The 15,636-nt window shown below is 66.0% G+C and carries 16 protein-coding genes; 9 read left to right on the top strand and 7 right to left on the bottom strand.

The annotated features are described in order from the left end of the window. Positions 1–2: 2 nt before the first annotated feature. Entirely contained in the window at positions 3–1,208 is a 1,206-nt protein-coding gene (locus MLD63_RS09260) for an ABC transporter substrate-binding protein (RefSeq protein WP_255329628.1), read from the bottom strand. A 119-nt stretch (positions 1,209–1,327) separates the two neighbouring features. Between MLD63_RS09260 and rsmI the strand changes: the two genes are divergently transcribed. From rsmI to MLD63_RS09215, 9 genes are all read left to right on the top strand, one after another. After that, positions 1,328–2,239, top strand: a complete 912-nt coding sequence (rsmI, locus tag MLD63_RS09255) for a 16S rRNA (cytidine(1402)-2'-O)-methyltransferase (protein WP_255329627.1) — start codon at positions 1,328–1,330, stop codon at positions 2,237–2,239. Continuing rightward, positions 2,236–2,631 (top strand): YraN family protein, encoded by a 396-nt coding sequence (locus tag MLD63_RS09250; RefSeq protein WP_255329626.1) that lies wholly within the window; start codon positions 2,236–2,238, stop codon positions 2,629–2,631. The genes rsmI and MLD63_RS09250 overlap by 4 nt, the downstream gene beginning before the upstream one ends. Before the next feature lie 73 nt (positions 2,632–2,704). Beyond that, positions 2,705–3,673, top strand: a complete 969-nt coding sequence (gshB, locus tag MLD63_RS09245; RefSeq protein ID WP_255329625.1) for a glutathione synthase — start codon at positions 2,705–2,707, stop codon at positions 3,671–3,673. A gap of 121 nt (positions 3,674–3,794) precedes the next feature. Further along, positions 3,795–4,898 (top strand): ABC transporter ATP-binding protein, encoded by a 1,104-nt coding sequence (locus MLD63_RS09240; RefSeq protein ID WP_255329624.1) that lies wholly within the window; start codon positions 3,795–3,797, stop codon positions 4,896–4,898. Between the two features lie 69 nt (positions 4,899–4,967). Beyond that, positions 4,968–6,038, top strand: a complete 1,071-nt coding sequence (locus MLD63_RS09235) for an ABC transporter substrate-binding protein (RefSeq protein WP_255329623.1) — start codon at positions 4,968–4,970, stop codon at positions 6,036–6,038. Between the two features lie 98 nt (positions 6,039–6,136). After that, complete coding sequence (locus MLD63_RS09230; RefSeq protein ID WP_255329622.1) at positions 6,137–7,213, top strand: ABC transporter substrate-binding protein; 1,077 nt, start codon at positions 6,137–6,139, stop codon at positions 7,211–7,213. A 55-nt stretch (positions 7,214–7,268) separates the two neighbouring features. After that, a complete protein-coding gene (locus tag MLD63_RS09225) occupies positions 7,269–8,573 on the top strand; it encodes an ABC transporter permease (RefSeq protein ID WP_255329621.1) in 1,305 nt (434 codons plus the stop codon). A 3-nt stretch (positions 8,574–8,576) separates the two neighbouring features. Continuing rightward, positions 8,577–9,527, top strand: a complete 951-nt coding sequence (locus MLD63_RS09220; protein WP_255329620.1) for an ABC transporter permease — start codon at positions 8,577–8,579, stop codon at positions 9,525–9,527. Then, positions 9,524–10,084 carry a hemerythrin domain-containing protein gene (locus MLD63_RS09215; protein ID WP_255329619.1) on the top strand — a complete coding sequence of 187 codons (561 nt, stop codon included), beginning with the start codon at positions 9,524–9,526 and terminating at the stop codon, positions 10,082–10,084. Before MLD63_RS09220 ends, MLD63_RS09215 begins: the two co-directional genes overlap by 4 nt. Here MLD63_RS09215 and MLD63_RS09210 read toward each other — a convergent pair. Genes MLD63_RS09210 through MLD63_RS09185 form a run of 6 tightly spaced genes read right to left on the bottom strand, consistent with a single transcriptional unit; the run spans position 10,081 to position 15,516 of the window. Further along, complete coding sequence (locus tag MLD63_RS09210; protein ID WP_255329618.1) at positions 10,081–11,025, bottom strand: AEC family transporter; 945 nt, start codon at positions 11,023–11,025, stop codon at positions 10,081–10,083. The genes MLD63_RS09215 and MLD63_RS09210 overlap by 4 nt on opposite strands. Then, entirely contained in the window at positions 11,022–11,828 is an 807-nt protein-coding gene (locus tag MLD63_RS09205; RefSeq protein WP_255329617.1) for an MBL fold metallo-hydrolase, read from the bottom strand. The genes MLD63_RS09210 and MLD63_RS09205 overlap by 4 nt, the downstream gene beginning before the upstream one ends. After that, positions 11,825–12,628 (bottom strand): TatD family hydrolase, encoded by an 804-nt coding sequence (locus tag MLD63_RS09200; protein WP_255329616.1) that lies wholly within the window; start codon positions 12,626–12,628, stop codon positions 11,825–11,827. The genes MLD63_RS09205 and MLD63_RS09200 overlap by 4 nt, the downstream gene beginning before the upstream one ends. Position 12,629: 1 nt before the next feature. Further along, the gene (locus MLD63_RS09195) at positions 12,630–13,748 is read right to left on the bottom strand and encodes a DNA polymerase III subunit delta' (RefSeq protein WP_255329615.1); all 1,119 of its coding nucleotides are present in this window, start codon (positions 13,746–13,748) and stop codon (positions 12,630–12,632) included. Continuing rightward, on the bottom strand, positions 13,745–14,341 hold the full coding sequence (gene tmk, locus MLD63_RS09190; RefSeq protein WP_255329614.1) for a dTMP kinase: 597 nt from the start codon (positions 14,339–14,341) through the stop codon (positions 13,745–13,747). The genes MLD63_RS09195 and tmk overlap by 4 nt, the downstream gene beginning before the upstream one ends. Then, complete coding sequence (locus MLD63_RS09185) at positions 14,341–15,516, bottom strand: D-alanyl-D-alanine carboxypeptidase family protein (protein WP_255329613.1); 1,176 nt, start codon at positions 15,514–15,516, stop codon at positions 14,341–14,343. The genes tmk and MLD63_RS09185 overlap by 1 nt, the downstream gene beginning before the upstream one ends. Positions 15,517–15,636: the final 120 nt, after the last annotated feature.

The raw sequence follows: 15,636 nt of genomic DNA, 5'->3' as shown, positions 1-15,636 counted from the left end.
GATCAGGACCCGAAGCGGCCGAAACGACGCGGTGCAGGGTCAAGGATCACGACCGTGTTGTTGCGGATCGTGGCGACCGACATCGCACGCTGGTTGCTGCCGTCGGGACGGAAGCGGAATAGCCCGTTGATACCGCGGAAACCCGACGATTGCGTCAGCCCGGACTTGGTCAGCGCGTTGCGGTTGCCGGCGCGCGCACCGGCCGCGATTGCCGCGACGCCGTCATAGGCGAGGCTGCCGAGAATGTGGGGCGCTTCGCCATGGGCGGCGCGGTAGCGGCTGGCGAACTGGCCGGCCATGGCGGTGTCGGGCAGGGCGAACCAGCCACCCTGCAATTGCGGCATCGACAGGCGCGATGCAGGCTCGTCCCAGCGGGTCAGGCCCATGAACTGCGTGACCTGGCTGGTGACACCGGCCTCTGCCAGCGTCTCAGTGAGGTAGGGAAGGACGGCGAGATTGTTCGCGGTCATGAATATCGCATCGACCTGACCTGAGCGCGCTGCATTGGCGATCTGCGGCGCGACGCCATCGATACCCGATTGCGACACGGGATGATTGACCCGTCCCGCGACGGTCGCGCCGTTTCGGGCGGCCGCGCCCGCAATGGCGGCGGCACCGACCTGGCCCGCGACATCGTCCTCGGCCACGATCAGCAAGCGGCGCTTGTTCTGGCTCACGCCATAGCCGATCAATCGGTCAGCCACGTTGTCGAACGTGTTGCCCAGCACGAAAAGGTTGCCGCCCGCGATCTCGGCATTGTTCGAAAAGCTGAGCACGTTGATGTTGCGCGCGCGCATCGCGGTGCCGACGGCGTTGGCGCTTTCGGCGAAAAGCGGGCCCAGGATGATCTTGGCGCCGTCATCGGCCGCCTCGTTCGCGCGGGCGACGGCGGCAGCGGCGCTGGTGCCGGTCTGGTAGACCCGCAGGTCGATCTGCGCGCCTTCCGCATCGGCCGCAGCCATCCGCGCCGCGTTGGTCAGGCTGCGTGACAGCCATTCCAGATCGGCATCGCCTGACCCGCCCGGGACCAGCAACGCGACCGGGACCGGCGCGCCGGGGTCGATCTGCTGGCCAATCGAAGGACCCGAGGCGGTGTTCATGCCGACCGGTTCGCAGGCTGCGACGACGAAGGCAGAGACGACGGCCAGCGTCCTCACAAGGATTGAAAGGGGCCGTGTCGTGCCGGCGATGGAGGCGATGGCGCGCATGGTCGAAGATTCCCTGTTGTTGTCGGACGAGCGGTGCCCCAAGACCCTATTGCGGCGGCCATGTCTTGGCAATCAGTCCGGCGATCACGTCTGGACCGAGGGCGCGGAAAGGAAGGACGATGCAGAGCGACGGCAATTCGGGACCCGGCGCGGCACGGATCGAGGCGCAGATTCAGGCCTCGCGGCTGGAGGCGGGACTTTACCTCGTCGCGACACCGATCGGCACGGCGCGCGACATCACGCTGCGCGCGCTCGACGTGCTGAACTCGGCCGATCTATTGGCGGCCGAGGATACACGGGTCCTGCGTCACCTGATGTCGATCCACGGTTTGCCCCTGCGCGAGAGGCGGATCGTGGCCTATCACGATCACAGCGCCGACCGGCATCGCCAGGCGATCCTCGACGCGTTGGCTGACGGTCGGTCGGTCGCCTACGCCTCGGATGCGGGTACGCCGCTGATCGCCGATCCCGGGTTTCGCCTGGCGCGAGAAGCGATCGGTCGGGGGCAGCGTGTCCACGCGGTGCCCGGCGCCTCGGCCGTGCTGGCCGCGCTGACCCTGTCGGGCCTGCCTTCGGATCGCTTCCTCTTCGCGGGCTTTCCGCCGGTCCCGAAGGGCGCCCGAACCACCTGGCTGCGCGATCTGGCCGCAATCGACGCGACCGCGGTGCTGTTCGAAAGTCCGCGGCGCGTTAAGGAAACATTGGAGATTCTGTGTGAGATTGATCCGGATCGGGATATCGTTCTGTGCAGGGAGCTGACCAAGAAGTTCGAAGAGGTGATGCGCGGCAAACCGGATGATGTTGCCCAGGCGATTCCCGATGCGGGACTCAAGGGCGAAATCGTCCTGCTGCTTGACCGTCCGGCGCCCGCCGTTATCGGCGCCGATGCGGTGCGGCAGGCGCTGTCGGTTCATCTCGGCGCGATGTCGGTGAAGGATGCGGCCCGCACGGTCGCAGAGGAATTGGGCCTCGCGCGCCGCGAGGTGTATCAGATGGCGCTGGTCATGGCGGCCGAGGATAGGGACGGATGACGGTTCAAACGCGGGATTTTCAGGCGAAGAGACAGGTCCGCGGCGCACTGGCCTACCGCACCGGCGCGATGGCGGAAGAGCAGGTGGCCCGACAGTACGAAAGCGCGGGCTATACCTTGTGTGAGCGCCGGTTCCGCAGCGCCCGGGGCGAGATCGACCTGATCTTTCGGCAAGGCGCCTGCACGGTCTTTGTCGAGGTCAAGAAGTCGCTGTCCTTCGAAACCGCCGCCCTGCGTCTCGATCGTCGGCAGATGGATCGGATTTGCGCCACCGCCTGCGATTACTGCGAAAGCCTTCCTGACGGGCTGCTGTCCGAAATGCGCTTCGATCTGGCGATGGTCGATGCCCAAGGCCGGATCGAGGTGTTCGAGAACGCGTTCGGCGAAGCCTGATTGCGCCGCGCCCGTCTTGCATCGGGCGCGCGGTTCCGCGACAACCGGCGCGTCGCCGATCGGAGCCGAACTGATGAGCCTGAATGTCGCCTTGCAGATGGACCCGCTGGAACGGGTGTCGATAACGGGGGACAGCACCTTCCGCATCGGGCTTGAAGCGCAGGCCCGCGGTCATCGGCTGTTCGAATATCCCGTGGACCGACTCGTCTATGACGAGGGTCGCATCAAGGCGACCGGCCGGTCCGTCACGCTGCGGCGCGAGCAGGGCAACCATGTCACGTTTGGCGAAGAGGTCGAGGTCGATCTGGCCGAGTTCGACGTCGTCTGGCTGCGTCAGGACCCGCCCTTCGACATGGGCTATGTCACCTCGACCCATCTGCTGGAACGTCTGACGCCCGACGTTCTGGTCGTCAACGATCCATTCTGGGTCCGCAACGCGCCCGAAAAGCTGATGGTGCTGGACTTTCCCGACCTGACGCCGCCGACCTTGATCGCGCGCGAGCCCGCCGCGATCCGCCGGTTCCGCGAGCGTCACGGCGACATCATCGTGAAGCCGCTTTACGGCAACGGCGGCGCGGGCGTGTTCCACTTGCGTCCCGACGATCCGAACCTGTCCTCGCTTCTCGAGACCTTTGCGGGCATCAACCGCGAGCCGATGATCGCGCAGAAATACCTGCCCGCCGTCGTCAACGGCGACAAGCGCATCATCCTTGTCGATGGTGAGCCGGTCGGCGCGATCAACCGCGTTCCTGCCAAGGGCGAGGCGCGATCGAACATGCATGTCGGCGGTCGTGCCGAGAAGGTCGGGCTGACCGCACGCGAGCGCGAGATCTGCGACCGCATCGGTCCGGTTCTGCGCGAAAAGGGCCTGATCTTCACCGGTATTGATGTGATCGACGGCTGGCTGACCGAGATCAATGTGACGTCGCCCACCGGCATCCAGGAGCTGGAGCGCTTCGACGGCGTCAACGCCGCCGCGCTGATCTGGGAGGCGATCGAGCGTCGTCTGTCGAACCGGCAGGCAGTGGACGATCGTCCCTAGCCTTACGACGAAATCCGGTTGCCAGCCTGTCGGGCCGGGCATAACCTCTGCCTGAAAAGACCGCAAACCGACACAGATCGGACGCGGAAAGCGGATCGGAATTCGCCACAGGGGGCGTGCATTGACGGGACCGGGACAGGACGAGGCGTTCGTCGTCTTCGACCATGTGCAGAAAAGCTATGACGGCCAGACACTGGTCGTCAAAGATCTGAACCTCACCATCGGCAAGGGCGAGTTTTTGACCATGCTGGGCCCGTCAGGGTCGGGCAAGACGACCTGCCTGATGATGTTGGCAGGGTTCGAGACCGCGACCCACGGCGACATCCTTCTGGGCGGGCGACCGATCAACAACATCCCGCCGCACAAGCGCGGGATCGGCATGGTGTTTCAGAACTACGCGCTGTTTCCGCATATGAGCGTGGGCGAGAACCTGTCCTTCCCGCTGGAAGTGCGCGGCATGTCGAAATCCGAGCGTGAAGGCCGGATCGGTCGAGCGCTGGACATGGTGCAGATGGGTCGGTTCGCCAACCGTCGCCCGGCACAGCTTTCAGGGGGCCAGCAGCAGCGGATTGCCCTGGCCCGCGCGCTGGTCTTCGATCCCGAACTGGTGCTGATGGACGAACCGCTCGGTGCGCTCGACAAGCAGTTGCGCGAGCACATGCAATTCGAAATCAAGCACCTGCATGAACAACTGGGCATTACTGTCGTGTACGTCACCCATGATCAGGGTGAGGCGCTGACCATGTCGGACCGGATCGCGGTCTTCAACGACGGGCGCATCCAGCAGCTCGCGACCCCGAGCCAGCTTTACGAAGCCCCCGAAAACAGCTTCGTTGCGAGTTTCATCGGTGAAAACAATGCGCTGTCAGGCACGGTCGAACGGCGCGAGGGCGAACGGGCGGCCGTCCGGCTGGCGACGGGCGAGCTGATCGATGCGGTCGCCGTCGATGCAGTCCGCGAAGGTGCGCCCACAACCGTCTCGATCCGCCCCGAGCGCATCGAGTTCAAGTCCGAACTGCTGCCCGGCGGCGCCGAGACCATCGAGGCCGAGGTGCTGGAGGTGATCTACATGGGCGACATCCTGCGCACCCGCATGCGCGTCGCGGGCAACGAAGATTTCGTCATGAAATGCCGCAACACGCTGGGCCAGACCCGGCTGGAGCCGGGGCAGAAGATCAGGATCGGCTGGCACCCTCAAGATGCCCGTGCACTCGATCCCGTCTGAATCCCGCTACTGCCCGCCGTCAGAACCACCGGCCGAAGCGCGGCCTTTCTTGAAGAACGGAGAGACGACATGAAGAGACTGCTCACCCTCACCACCGCAATGGGCCTGATCGCGGGACCGGCGGTGGCCGATGTGAACCTGCTGTCATGGGGCGGTGCCTACGGCAATTCGCACCTGGAAGCCTATGCCAAGCCCTTCGAGGCCGAGACTGGGATCAAGGTGAACATGGCCGACGCCGACAACCCCGCGACCCCGATCAAGGCGATGGTCGAGGCGGGGAACGTGACTGCCGATGTCGCGTCGGTCGAGTACGCAGACGCGGTGCGGCTGTGCGACGAGGGCCTGCTGGAGACGATCGACGCCTCAATGCTGATGCCGGCCGAGGACGGAACTGCCGCTGCCGACGATTTCATCGAGGGCGCGGTCACCGACTGTTTCGTGGGCACCGACGTCTATTCGATGGTTCTGGCCTACGACGACAGCAAGTTCGCCGATGCCAAGCCGTCGACTCCGGCCGATTTCTTCGATCTCGAGGCTTTCCCCGGCAAGCGCACGATGCGCAAGGGCGCCAAGTTCAACCTGGAACTGGCGCTGATGGCCGACGGCGTCGCGCCCGATCAGGTCTACGAGACGCTGAATACGCCCGAGGGTGTCGATCAGGCCTTTGCCAAGCTGGAAACCATTAAGGACGACGTGATCTGGTGGGAAGCGGGCGCGCAGCCGCCGCAGCTTCTGGCGGATGGCGAGGTGACGATGGCCTACGCCTTCAACGGCCGGATCTTCAACGCAGCCCAGGGCGAGGGCAAACCGTTCAAGATCATCTGGGACGGCCAGATCTACGAGATGGAAGGCTGGGTGGTGCCGAAAGGCGCGCCGAACATGGAAGAGGCGATGCAGTTCGTCGCGTGGACCACGTCTCCGGCCCCGCAGGCGCGCGCCGCGGAATTCATCAGCTACGGCCCGCCGCGGAAATCCGCGGCCGCGATGGTCGGCAACATCGAGGGCACCGAAGAACCGATGGGTCCGAACCTGCCCACGTCCGAAGCGAACATGACCAATGCGCTTGGTTCCGATCTCGACTTCTGGGTCGATCACGATGCCGAGCTGAACGAGCGCTTCAACAGCTGGCTCGCCGGCTGAGACAAGACCGGGCCGTCGCGTCGCTATGCGGCGGCCCAAACTAATCAGAATGATAACAAAGTGCAGCAAGCACATTTTCAACTGAGAGGGGAAGAAGAATGAAGTCCATCCTGATCACGACGACGGCGCTTGTCGGCTTTGCCGCGACCGCCGGCGCGCAAGAGGTCAACGTCGTCTCCTGGGGCGGCGCCTACGAGAAATCGCAGGTCGAGGCCTATAACAAGCCGTTCACCGAAGAGACCGGCATCACCGTCAACATGATCGCCGCCGACAACCCGGCCACGCCGCTGAAGGCGCAGGTCGAGGCGAACAACGTCACCGGCGATGTCTTCGACATCGAGGTCAGCGACGCGATCCGCATGTGCGACGAGGGCGCGCTTGTCGAAATCGACCCGGCCGATCTGCCCGCCGCACCCGACGGCACCGCGGCCGCCGACGATTTCATCGACGGCGCGCTGCAGGATTGCGCGGTCGCCAATATCTTCTGGGGCACGGTCATCGCCTACGACACGACCAAGTTCGAAGGACAGGCGCCTTCGACGGCCGCCGATTTCTTCGATCTGGAAACCTATCCCGGCAAGCGCGGCCTTCCCAAGAATCCCAAGCGCACGCTGTACCTGGCCCTGATCGCCGACGGCGCCTCGCCTGACGAGATCTACGATCTCTTGGGCAGCGACGAAGGCGTGCAGCGTGCCTTCGACAAGCTCGACACGATCAAGAGCGACGTCGTCTGGTGGGAAGCCGGCGCGCAGCCCCCGCAGCTGCTGGCGGATGGCGAGGTGACGATGGCCACCGGCTATAACGGTCGCTTCTTCGACGCGATGGTGGGCGAGGGCAAGCCGTTCGAGATCATCTGGGACGGCCAGTACATGGACATGGACATGTTCGTGATCCCGAAGGACGCGCCGAACCCGGAAGCCGCGATGGAATACCTGAAGTTCGCCACCGACACGCAGCGGCTGGCCGATCAGGCCAAATACATCGCGTACGGGCCGGCACGTCAGTCCTCGGCGTCGCTGGTCGGCATGTACCAGGACGGCAAGACCGAAATGGCGCCGCATATGCCGACCAACCCGGACCACCTGGAAACCGCTGTCATGGACGATCCGGAATTCTGGGCCGACCACGACGCTGAACTGTCCGAGCGGTTCAACGCCTGGCTGGCGTCGTCCTGATCTGAAACCGCCGCCGTCCCGATCGGGGCGGCGGCATGCTTGAGCGGAGGCGGGTTTGGCCCAAGCCCTCGATCCCCACGCGGCCATCGCGACCACGGCATCCGGTGTCGAGACCGATGACGGTCCTCTGCGCACGGCCGACGGCATGCCGCTGGCACGCGCGCTGGCCCGGTCGCAGACGCAGGCGCGCCGCCGCGCCTTCCTTCTGGTCCTGCCGCTTCTGGCCTTCGTGATGATCACCTTCGTGGTGCCGATCGGCCAGATGCTGCAGCGGTCGTTCTACAACGACGGCTTTTCCGCCAACATGCCGCAGGTCTCGGAATGGTTCGCCGCGACCGAGCCGGGCACCGAGCCCGGCGAAGATGGCTGGGCTGCGCTGGCCGCCGATCTTCAGGCATCGGCCGAGGCGCGGACCATCGGCGTCGTCGGCACGCGCATCAACTACGACGTCCCCGGCACGCGGTCGCTGTTCACCTCGACCGGACGCAAGGTCCGCGACGGGATCGAGCCGCCCTATCGCGAGGCGCTGCTGGAGATCGACGAGGAATGGGGCGACCCGGTCCTGTGGGGCGCCATGCGCCAGGCCTCGACTCCGCTGACGACCAATTTCTACCTCGCCTCGGTCGATCGGACGCGCGCGCCTGACGGCAGTATCGAGCAGGTCGATCCGCGCCAGCGCGTCTACGTGATGCTGTTCATGCGGACCTTCTGGCTCTCGGCGCTGATCACCGGGTTGACCTTCTTGCTGGGCTTCCCGATCGCGCACCTGCTGGCGACCCTGCCGACGCGGAAATCGAACCTGCTGATGATCCTGGTGCTGCTGCCGTTCTGGACCTCGCTTCTGGTCCGCACGACAAGCTGGATGGTGCTGCTGCAGCAACAGGGCGTGATCAACGACATCCTCGTCTGGCTGGGGGTGATCGGAAACGGTGGGCGTCTGCAGATGATCTACAATCAGGCCGGCACGATCATCGCGATGACGCATATCCTGCTGCCCTTCATGATCCTGCCGCTTTATTCCGTGATGCGCACGATCAACCCGTCCTACGTCCGCGCCGCGCGCAGCCTGGGCGCGACAAGCTGGACCGCGTTCCGCCGGGTCTATTTCCCGCAGACTCTGCCGGGGCTGGGGGCAGGGGCGCTGCTCGTCTTCATCCTTGCGGTCGGCTATTACATCACCCCCGCGCTGGTCGGCGGGTCTTCGGGACAGCTGATCTCGAACATGATCGCGATGCACATGACCGATACGCTGAACTGGTCGATGGCCGCGGCGCTGGCGGCGATCCTGCTGGGCTCGGTCCTGTTGCTCTACTGGATCTACGACCGGTTGGTCGGGATCGACAACTTGAAGTTGGGATAGGCCATGGCGCTTCCAACCTATGCATCGCCGCTAGAGCGGATCTGGCACTGGGCCTATCTGGTGATCTGCGGGCTGATCTTCTTCTTCCTGATCGCACCGATCGTGGTCATCATCCCGCTGTCCTTCAACGCCGAGCCCTATTTCACCTTCACCGAAAAGATGCGCAGCTTCGACCCCGAGGGTTATTCGCTGCGCTGGTATCGCAGCCTGCTGACCTTCGGGATGCAGAACCCCGATGCGACGGGCACCGCCTTCTGGGCGGACACCTGGGCCAACGCGAAATGGGTGAACGCGGCCAAGAACTCGATCATCATCGGCTTCTTCTCGACCATCCTCGCGACTTTCCTTGGCACGCTGGCCGCACTGGGTCTGTCGCGGCCGGAAATGCCGTTCCGCCGCCCGATCATGGCGATCATGATTTCGCCCATGATCGTGCCGCTGATCATCACCGCGACGGGGATGTTCTTCTTCTACTCGAACCCTTGCTCGATGCTGACCGTGTTCGGCCATTCGGGCCAGTGCGGGCGGCTGGCCGGCACCTATCTGGGCGTGATCCTGGCCCATGCGACACTGGGCATTCCCTTCGTGATCATCACCGTGACCGCGACGCTGGTGGGCTTCGATCAGTCGCTGAACCGTGCCTCGGCCAGCCTGGGTGCCAGTCCGCGGCGGACCTTCTTCAAGATCACCATGCCGCTGATCCTGCCCGGCGTGATTTCCGGCGCGCTTTTTGCCTTCGTGACGTCGTTCGATGAGGTGGTGGCGGTCCTGTTCATCGCCGGCCCCGACCAGCAGACCATCCCGCGGCAGATGTGGAACGGCATCCGCGAACAGATCAGCCCCGCCATTCTCGCGGTTGCGACGATCCTCGTTCTGTTTTCCATCGCGCTGCTGACCACGGTCGAAATGCTGCGCCGCCGCTCGGAAAGGCTGAGGGGGCTGACCCCGCAATGACGCCGGAAGAACTGGAAGACGACGCGGCGCGCCCCAAGGCTCCGCCGGTCCCCGGCCTGACGCCCTTGCAGGAGATCGAGGGCAAGCGCCTGTCGATGATCCATCGGATGTACCGGCAGGAACTGTCAGCCGTCGCGCGCCTGATGGGCGATATCCGCGCGGGCATCGCCACGCCGGACAAGCTGCCCTCGGCCATCGCCGGCCTGTCGCTGACCGAGAATCTGTCGTTGTTCGGGACGGTCTGCGGCCGCGAATGCGCGCTTTTGCAGAACCACCACGACATCGAGGAGCAGTGGATGTTCCCCTCGCTGGCCGAGGGCGCGAATGCCGGTCTGCGCGCGGTGATCGACCGGTTGATCGCCGAGCATAAGGTCATCCACGCGCTGATCGGCGATTTGCGCCTGGCGGCTGACCGTCTGGCCGAGGATGGCGCACCCGAAGCCTTCGCCGACTGCTCGACCGTGTTCAACCGCCTTGATCGCGCGATCCGGTCGCACTTCGGCTATGAAGAGGTCGAACTGGCGCCGGCGCTCGGCGCCAGTGGCATGGCGATCTAGGGCAACAGGCTCAGCCACAGCCAGGTGGTCAGGATCGACAGGCCCGTCGCCACCAGCACGGTCGAGGCCGCAACGCGCTTGGCCACGCCGTAGATGTTGGCGAAAATGTAGGCGTTGACCCCCGGCGCCATCGCCGCCGTCACCACGGCCGACCGCATCCCCGCCACGTCCAGCCCTGTCCCGAGCCCGATCGCAAAGGTGATCGCCGGATGCAGCACCAGCGCGCAAGCGCAGCACATGGTGATCGTGGCCATGTCGCCTTCGGGCTTGTAGCGGTGCAGCACACCGCCCAGCCCGAACAGGGCCGCCGGGATCGCCGCGCGCGCGATCATGTCGACCGCCGCCCAGAACCCTTCGGGCATCGCCAGTCCCGCCTGCGTCAGCAGGTTCATCGCCAGCCCGCTGAGGATGCCGATGACAAGCGGCGTCTGCAGCACACCGCGCAGCGCGCGAAGCGCCAGCCGACCCACCGGCAGGCCCTTGCCGCGCGCCAGGGTGAATTCCATCATCGTGATCCCGAACGTGTAGAGCAGCGGCGAATGGACCGCGATGATCGCCCAGTTGCCAGTCAGCGCGTCTGGTCCGAAGGCGCGTTCGGTGATCGGAATGCCCAGCAGCAGGGTGTTGGAAAACAGGCAGACGAAGCCGATGGCGACGCAGTCGATCGGGTTCCGGCCAAAGAAGCGCCGCGCCCCCCACCAGCCCACGAAGAAGCTCGCGAAGGCGCCCGCGTAGAACGCCAACAGCAGACGCGGGTCGAAGCCCGACCCGAGATCCAGCCGCGCGATCGAGGAAAACAGCAGCACCGGTACCGCGAAATTCTGCGCAAACGACATCACGCCATCGACGCCCGCGTCGCTGAACCAGCCGCGCCAGGTCACCACCCAGCCGAAGCCGACGACCAGGAAGACCGGCAGGATGACGGTGAAGAGCGAACTCATCCCTCGGTGGTCCCGGCGCCGATCTCGATCACCATCCCGTCGAAGGCGGGCTGGATATGATCGGGCGTCGCGTCCGTCACCGCCTGGTAATCCAGGTCGATATGCATGTTGGTGATGATCCCACGTGCCGGGGCCGCACGCTCCATCCACTCCAGCGTCAGCGCAAGATGGGCGTGGCTGGGATGCGGCGTGTCGCGCAGCGCGTCGCAGATGAACACGTCCGCACGCTCGACCAGCGGCCACGAGGTTTCCGAGATGTCGGAAACGTCGGGCACATAGACGAGCCCGCCGATCCGGAAGCCGAGCGCGGTGATGCGGCCATGCTGGACAGGGATCGGCTGGAATGTCAGCGCCCCGCCATTGCCGTTGATCTGGAAGGGACCCTCGATCGGGTTCAGATCGGCAACCGGCGGGTAGCCCGACCCCGGCGGTGTCTCGAAGATGTAGCCGAAGCGTTCGGACAGGGCTTGCGTGGTCGGCGCGTCGGCCCAGGCCTGCAGGCGCTCACCCGCGTTGTAGGCCAGTTGCCGCAGGTCATCGATGCCGTGGATATGGTCGGCATGGGCATGGGTGTAGACCACCGCATCCACCGTCTCGACCCCGGCATCCAGCATCTGCACGACCAGGTCGGGACCGGTGTCGATCAGCACGCGGGTCGTGCCGCCGGGCCCGATCCGCTCGACCAGAAGCGAACAGCGGCGGCGGCGGTTCTTGGGGTTCGCCGGATCGCAGGCCCCCCAGCGATCGCCGATGCGCGGCACGCCGCCAGACGACCCACAGCCGAGGATCGTGGCACGGATCAAGCCAGCGCCTCCGCGACCTTCCAGAACAGCCGCTCGAAATTCTCGGACGTCACTCGCGCGAAATCGGCGTAGTCCATTCCGAAGACCTCTGCGCCGACGGCTGCGGTCTTGGCCACGTAAGCCGGTTCGTTGCGCTTGCCGCGGTGGGGCGGTGGGGCAAGATAGGGGCTGTCGGTCTCGACCAGGATCCGGTCCACGGGGGCCGAAGCGAAGATGTCGCGCAGGTCCTGCGAGCGTGGGAAGGCCGCGATCCCCGACATCGACAGGTAAAAGCCCAGATCCAGCGCTGCCTTGGCGAGCCCCGGTCCGCTGCTGAAACAATGCATGACGCAGAAATAGGCGCCCGCCCGATGTTCCTCGGTCAGGATGCGGGCCATGTCGTCATCGGCGTCGCGCGCGTGTATGATCAGCGGCAGCCGGGTCTGGCGCGCGGCCTCGATATGGATGCGCAGGCTTTCTTGCTGTGCGCTCGCGCTGTCGGCGGTGTAGTGGTAATCGAGGCCCGTCTCGCCGATGCCGACGAATTTCGGATGAGCGGCCAGCGCGACCAGTTCCTCGACCGTCGCCATCGGCTCGTCTGCGACGCTCATCGGATGGGTGCCGGCGGCGTAGAACACACCCTCATGCGCCTCGGCCAGCGCGCGGACGGTCGGTTCTGTGCGCAGCTTCGTGCAGATCGTGACCATGCGCGTCACGCCCGCCGCGCGGGCCCGCGCGATCAGCTCGGCGTGCTGACCGTCGAAGTCGGGAAAATCGAGATGACAATGGCTGTCGACGATGGCTGCGGGCGCATCGGTCATGTCAGGACACCGTTGAAGGTCGGGCAGGGGCTGATTGCGCCGGCGGCAGATGCGCCAGCTGGGTCAGCATATCCATGACCAGTGCGGCGGGGTCAAGGTTCACCGCCCGCCCGGCCCGCGCGCGTGCCGACAGATCGGCCTGCGCGCCGGCCCAGTCCCGTGCCGCCCGCGCGTCGGGCGACAGCCGCGCCATCAGCCGACCTTCGCCATCCGCCGCCTGCGGCACCGGCGCGCCCATCAGTCCGGCGCGCGCCATCCGCGTGAGGAAACGGTCCAGAAGCGTCACCGTCAGATCGAAGGGATCGCCGTCGGCGCCCGGTCGCTTGCCCGCTGCGTCCGCAAGCGCCGCGGCGGCGACACGGTCCATCTGCGGCAGCGTCGCGAACAGATCGACGATCCGCTGGTAATGGGTAAGCCCGTCCTGTCCAACCAGCCGCAGCGCCTCGCCGACCGAGCCGCCGGCCAGCGCAGACAGCTTCTCGGCATCGCCTTCGGCCCCGATGCCGCTCAAAACGGTTTCCATGTCGCCCGGCGCAAGCGGGGTCAGGCGCAATTCCCGGCAGCGCGACCGGATCGTCGGCAGAAGCCGCGCGGGCTGGTGCGCGACCAGCAGGATCAGCGCGTCCTTCGGCGGCTCTTCCAGCATTTTCAGCAGCGCGTTGGCGGCCGATGTGTTCATCTCGTCGGCGGCGTCCACGATGGCGATGCGGCGTCCGCCCTCGGCCGCGCTCATGTGGAAGAAGGACAGCAGGCGCCGGACTTCCTCGACCGTGATCTCGGCGCGCAGCCGGCCCGCCTTGTCGTCCCAAGGCCGGCGGATCAGCGACAGCCGCGGTTCCGACAGCGCCCGCAGACGGCGCACTTCGGGCGCATCCTCGGATGCGGTCAAGTCCCGGGTCCCGCTTTCGGACAGCAGCCAGCGCGCGATGGCCCAGGCCAGTGTCGCCTTGCCGACACCGCGCGGCCCGGTCAGCAGCCAGGCATGGTGCAGCCGTCCCGATCCCGCGGCCTCGACGAACTGGGCGACGGCGGCGTCCTGACCGACGACGCGTGCAGCGTGGCGCGGATGAGGCGCGCCCGGAACACGGTCGGGTTCGGGAATATCCTCGGGGTCGGTCACAGCGCGGCCAGTACGCGCCGTGCGACATCATCCGCGCTGCCCGATCCGTCGATCAGCCTGACGCGGTCGTGGAACTGCGAGGCCAATGCGCGAAAGCCCTGCGCCAACCGTTGCTGAAAGTCGAGGCCGAGGCTTTCAAAACGATCCTCGCGGCCGGCACGTCCACCGGCGCGTCGCAGCCCCGTTTCGGGATCAAGGTCGATCACCAGCGTAAGGTCCGGCTCGATCCCGATGGCAAGGTCGTGCAGGCGGTCCACGAAGTCCCGCAGCTCGCCACGCGCCGCACCCTGATAGACGCGGGTGCTGTCGGCGAAGCGGTCGGTGATGACGGTCTGGCCTGCGGCCAGCGCCGGACGGATCGTGCGTTCAAGGTGATCCCGGCGTGCCGCGGTGAACAGCAGCGCCTCGGTTTCGCCCGACCAACGGTCGCCGCCGCCCTCGACCAGCAGGCGCCGGATCTCTTCGGCGCCCTGGCTGCCGCCGGGCTCACGGGTCAGTACCACCGTCCGGCCCTGCGCTCGCAGGGTCTCGGCCAGAAGCCGCGCCTGCGTCGACTTGCCGCAGCCGTCGATCCCCTCGAAGCTGATGAACATCAGCTTCCCGCGGCATCCATCGCGCGTTGGCCAAGGCGCATTGCGGCGCCCTTCATCCGGCCCAGAAACCCTGCCTCGGGCACGTCGCTTGCCGCAATCAGCGGCGTCTTCGCCTCGCCCGCGCCGGGGATCGTCACGACCAGATCGCCCAGATGATCGCCCGCCGCGATCGGGGCGGGCAAGGGCGAGCGATAGACCGCCTCGGCCGTGACGCTTTCCTGCTGGCCGGCAGGGATCAGGACCCGCACGCCTTCGCGCGTGGTCAGGGCGACCCGGCCGCTGGTTCCCAGCCAGACCGGCGCCTGGGCGACGGTTTCGCCTTTCGGGACCAGCGTCTTCATCGTGAACTGTCGGAACGCCCAGTTGGCGATCTGCTCTGCTTCCTGCGCGCGGGCGCTGTCGCTGGGCAGGCCCGCCAGAACGAAGACGATGCGCCGGTCGCCCTGGACGGCCGAGCCGACGAGGCCGTAGCCCGCCTCTTCGGTGTGGCCCGTCTTCAGACCGTCCGCGGTCCATTCGCCGTTGCCCAGACCCAGCAGCGGGTTGCGGTTATTGGCGTTCGAGGGCACGCGGTTCTTGTAGTTGTATTCGGTCAGCGCGAAGTTTTCGTAGAGTTCGGGAAAGTCCTCGATCATGTGCGTGGCGAGCATCCCCAGATCGTGAACCGACATTTCGTGACCCGGCGCGGGCCAGCCCGATGCGTTCACGAAATGCGAGTTGGTCAATCCCAGCTGCGTGGCGCGCTCGTTCATCTGGCGCGCGAAGGCTTCCTCGGTTCCGGCCAGCCCCTCGGCAACGACCACGCAGGCATCGTTGCCCGAATTGATGATGATGCCGTGGATCAGCTCTTCGACCGTGGGGCGGTCGGCGGGTTCGACGAACATCTTGGACCCGCCCATCTTCCAGGCCTTGACCGAGACCGGGAAGGCCGTGTCCATCGTGACGCGTCCGTCATGCAGTGCCTCGAACAGCATGTTAAGCGTCATCAGCTTCGACATGCTGGCGGGAGGCAGCGGCTCATCGGCGTTCTTTTCCATCAGCACGGTGCCGGTCGCCACGTCGTAGACCCAGGCCGCGCGGGCGTTCGTGTCGAAGCTGATCGCGTCCTGCGCGCGGACGGGCAGGGCGAGAACCGCGAGAATGATGGAAAGGATGGGGAACAGACGGGCGCGCATCGGGGTTTCCTTGCCTGACGGGATCGGGCCTGATCGAAGTGTTGCCTGATCGTGTTTTGTCTGAAGAATTACAGCATGGGCGGGGGCGCCGCAACGTTGCCTGTACCCGCGAGGGAATGT

It is taken from the genome of Paracoccus albicereus (assembly GCF_024359525.1).
GTDB classification, from domain to species: Bacteria; Pseudomonadota; Alphaproteobacteria; order Rhodobacterales; family Rhodobacteraceae; genus Paracoccus; species Paracoccus albicereus.
This window is presented reverse-complemented; position numbering and strand designations above follow the sequence as displayed.

Excerpts from the sequence above, each read along its gene's own strand:
- MLD63_RS09260 (WP_255329628.1), bottom strand. The coding sequence starts at position 1,208 with ATGCGCGCCATCGCCTCCATCGCCGGCACGACACGGCCCCTTTCAATC.
- rsmI (WP_255329627.1), top strand. The coding sequence starts at position 1,328 with ATGCAGAGCGACGGCAATTCGGGACCCGGCGCGGCACGGATCGAGGCG.
- MLD63_RS09250 (WP_255329626.1), top strand. The coding sequence starts at position 2,236 with ATGACGGTTCAAACGCGGGATTTTCAGGCGAAGAGACAGGTCCGCGGC.
- gshB (WP_255329625.1), top strand. The coding sequence starts at position 2,705 with ATGAGCCTGAATGTCGCCTTGCAGATGGACCCGCTGGAACGGGTGTCG.
- MLD63_RS09235 (WP_255329623.1), top strand. The coding sequence starts at position 4,968 with ATGAAGAGACTGCTCACCCTCACCACCGCAATGGGCCTGATCGCGGGA.
- MLD63_RS09230 (WP_255329622.1), top strand. The coding sequence starts at position 6,137 with ATGAAGTCCATCCTGATCACGACGACGGCGCTTGTCGGCTTTGCCGCG.
- MLD63_RS09220 (WP_255329620.1), top strand. The coding sequence starts at position 8,577 with ATGGCGCTTCCAACCTATGCATCGCCGCTAGAGCGGATCTGGCACTGG.
- MLD63_RS09215 (WP_255329619.1), top strand. The coding sequence starts at position 9,524 with ATGACGCCGGAAGAACTGGAAGACGACGCGGCGCGCCCCAAGGCTCCG.
- MLD63_RS09210 (WP_255329618.1), bottom strand. The coding sequence starts at position 11,025 with ATGAGTTCGCTCTTCACCGTCATCCTGCCGGTCTTCCTGGTCGTCGGC.
- MLD63_RS09200 (WP_255329616.1), bottom strand. The coding sequence starts at position 12,628 with ATGACCGATGCGCCCGCAGCCATCGTCGACAGCCATTGTCATCTCGAT.
- tmk (WP_255329614.1), bottom strand. The coding sequence starts at position 14,341 with ATGTTCATCAGCTTCGAGGGGATCGACGGCTGCGGCAAGTCGACGCAG.
- MLD63_RS09185 (WP_255329613.1), bottom strand. The coding sequence starts at position 15,516 with ATGCGCGCCCGTCTGTTCCCCATCCTTTCCATCATTCTCGCGGTTCTC.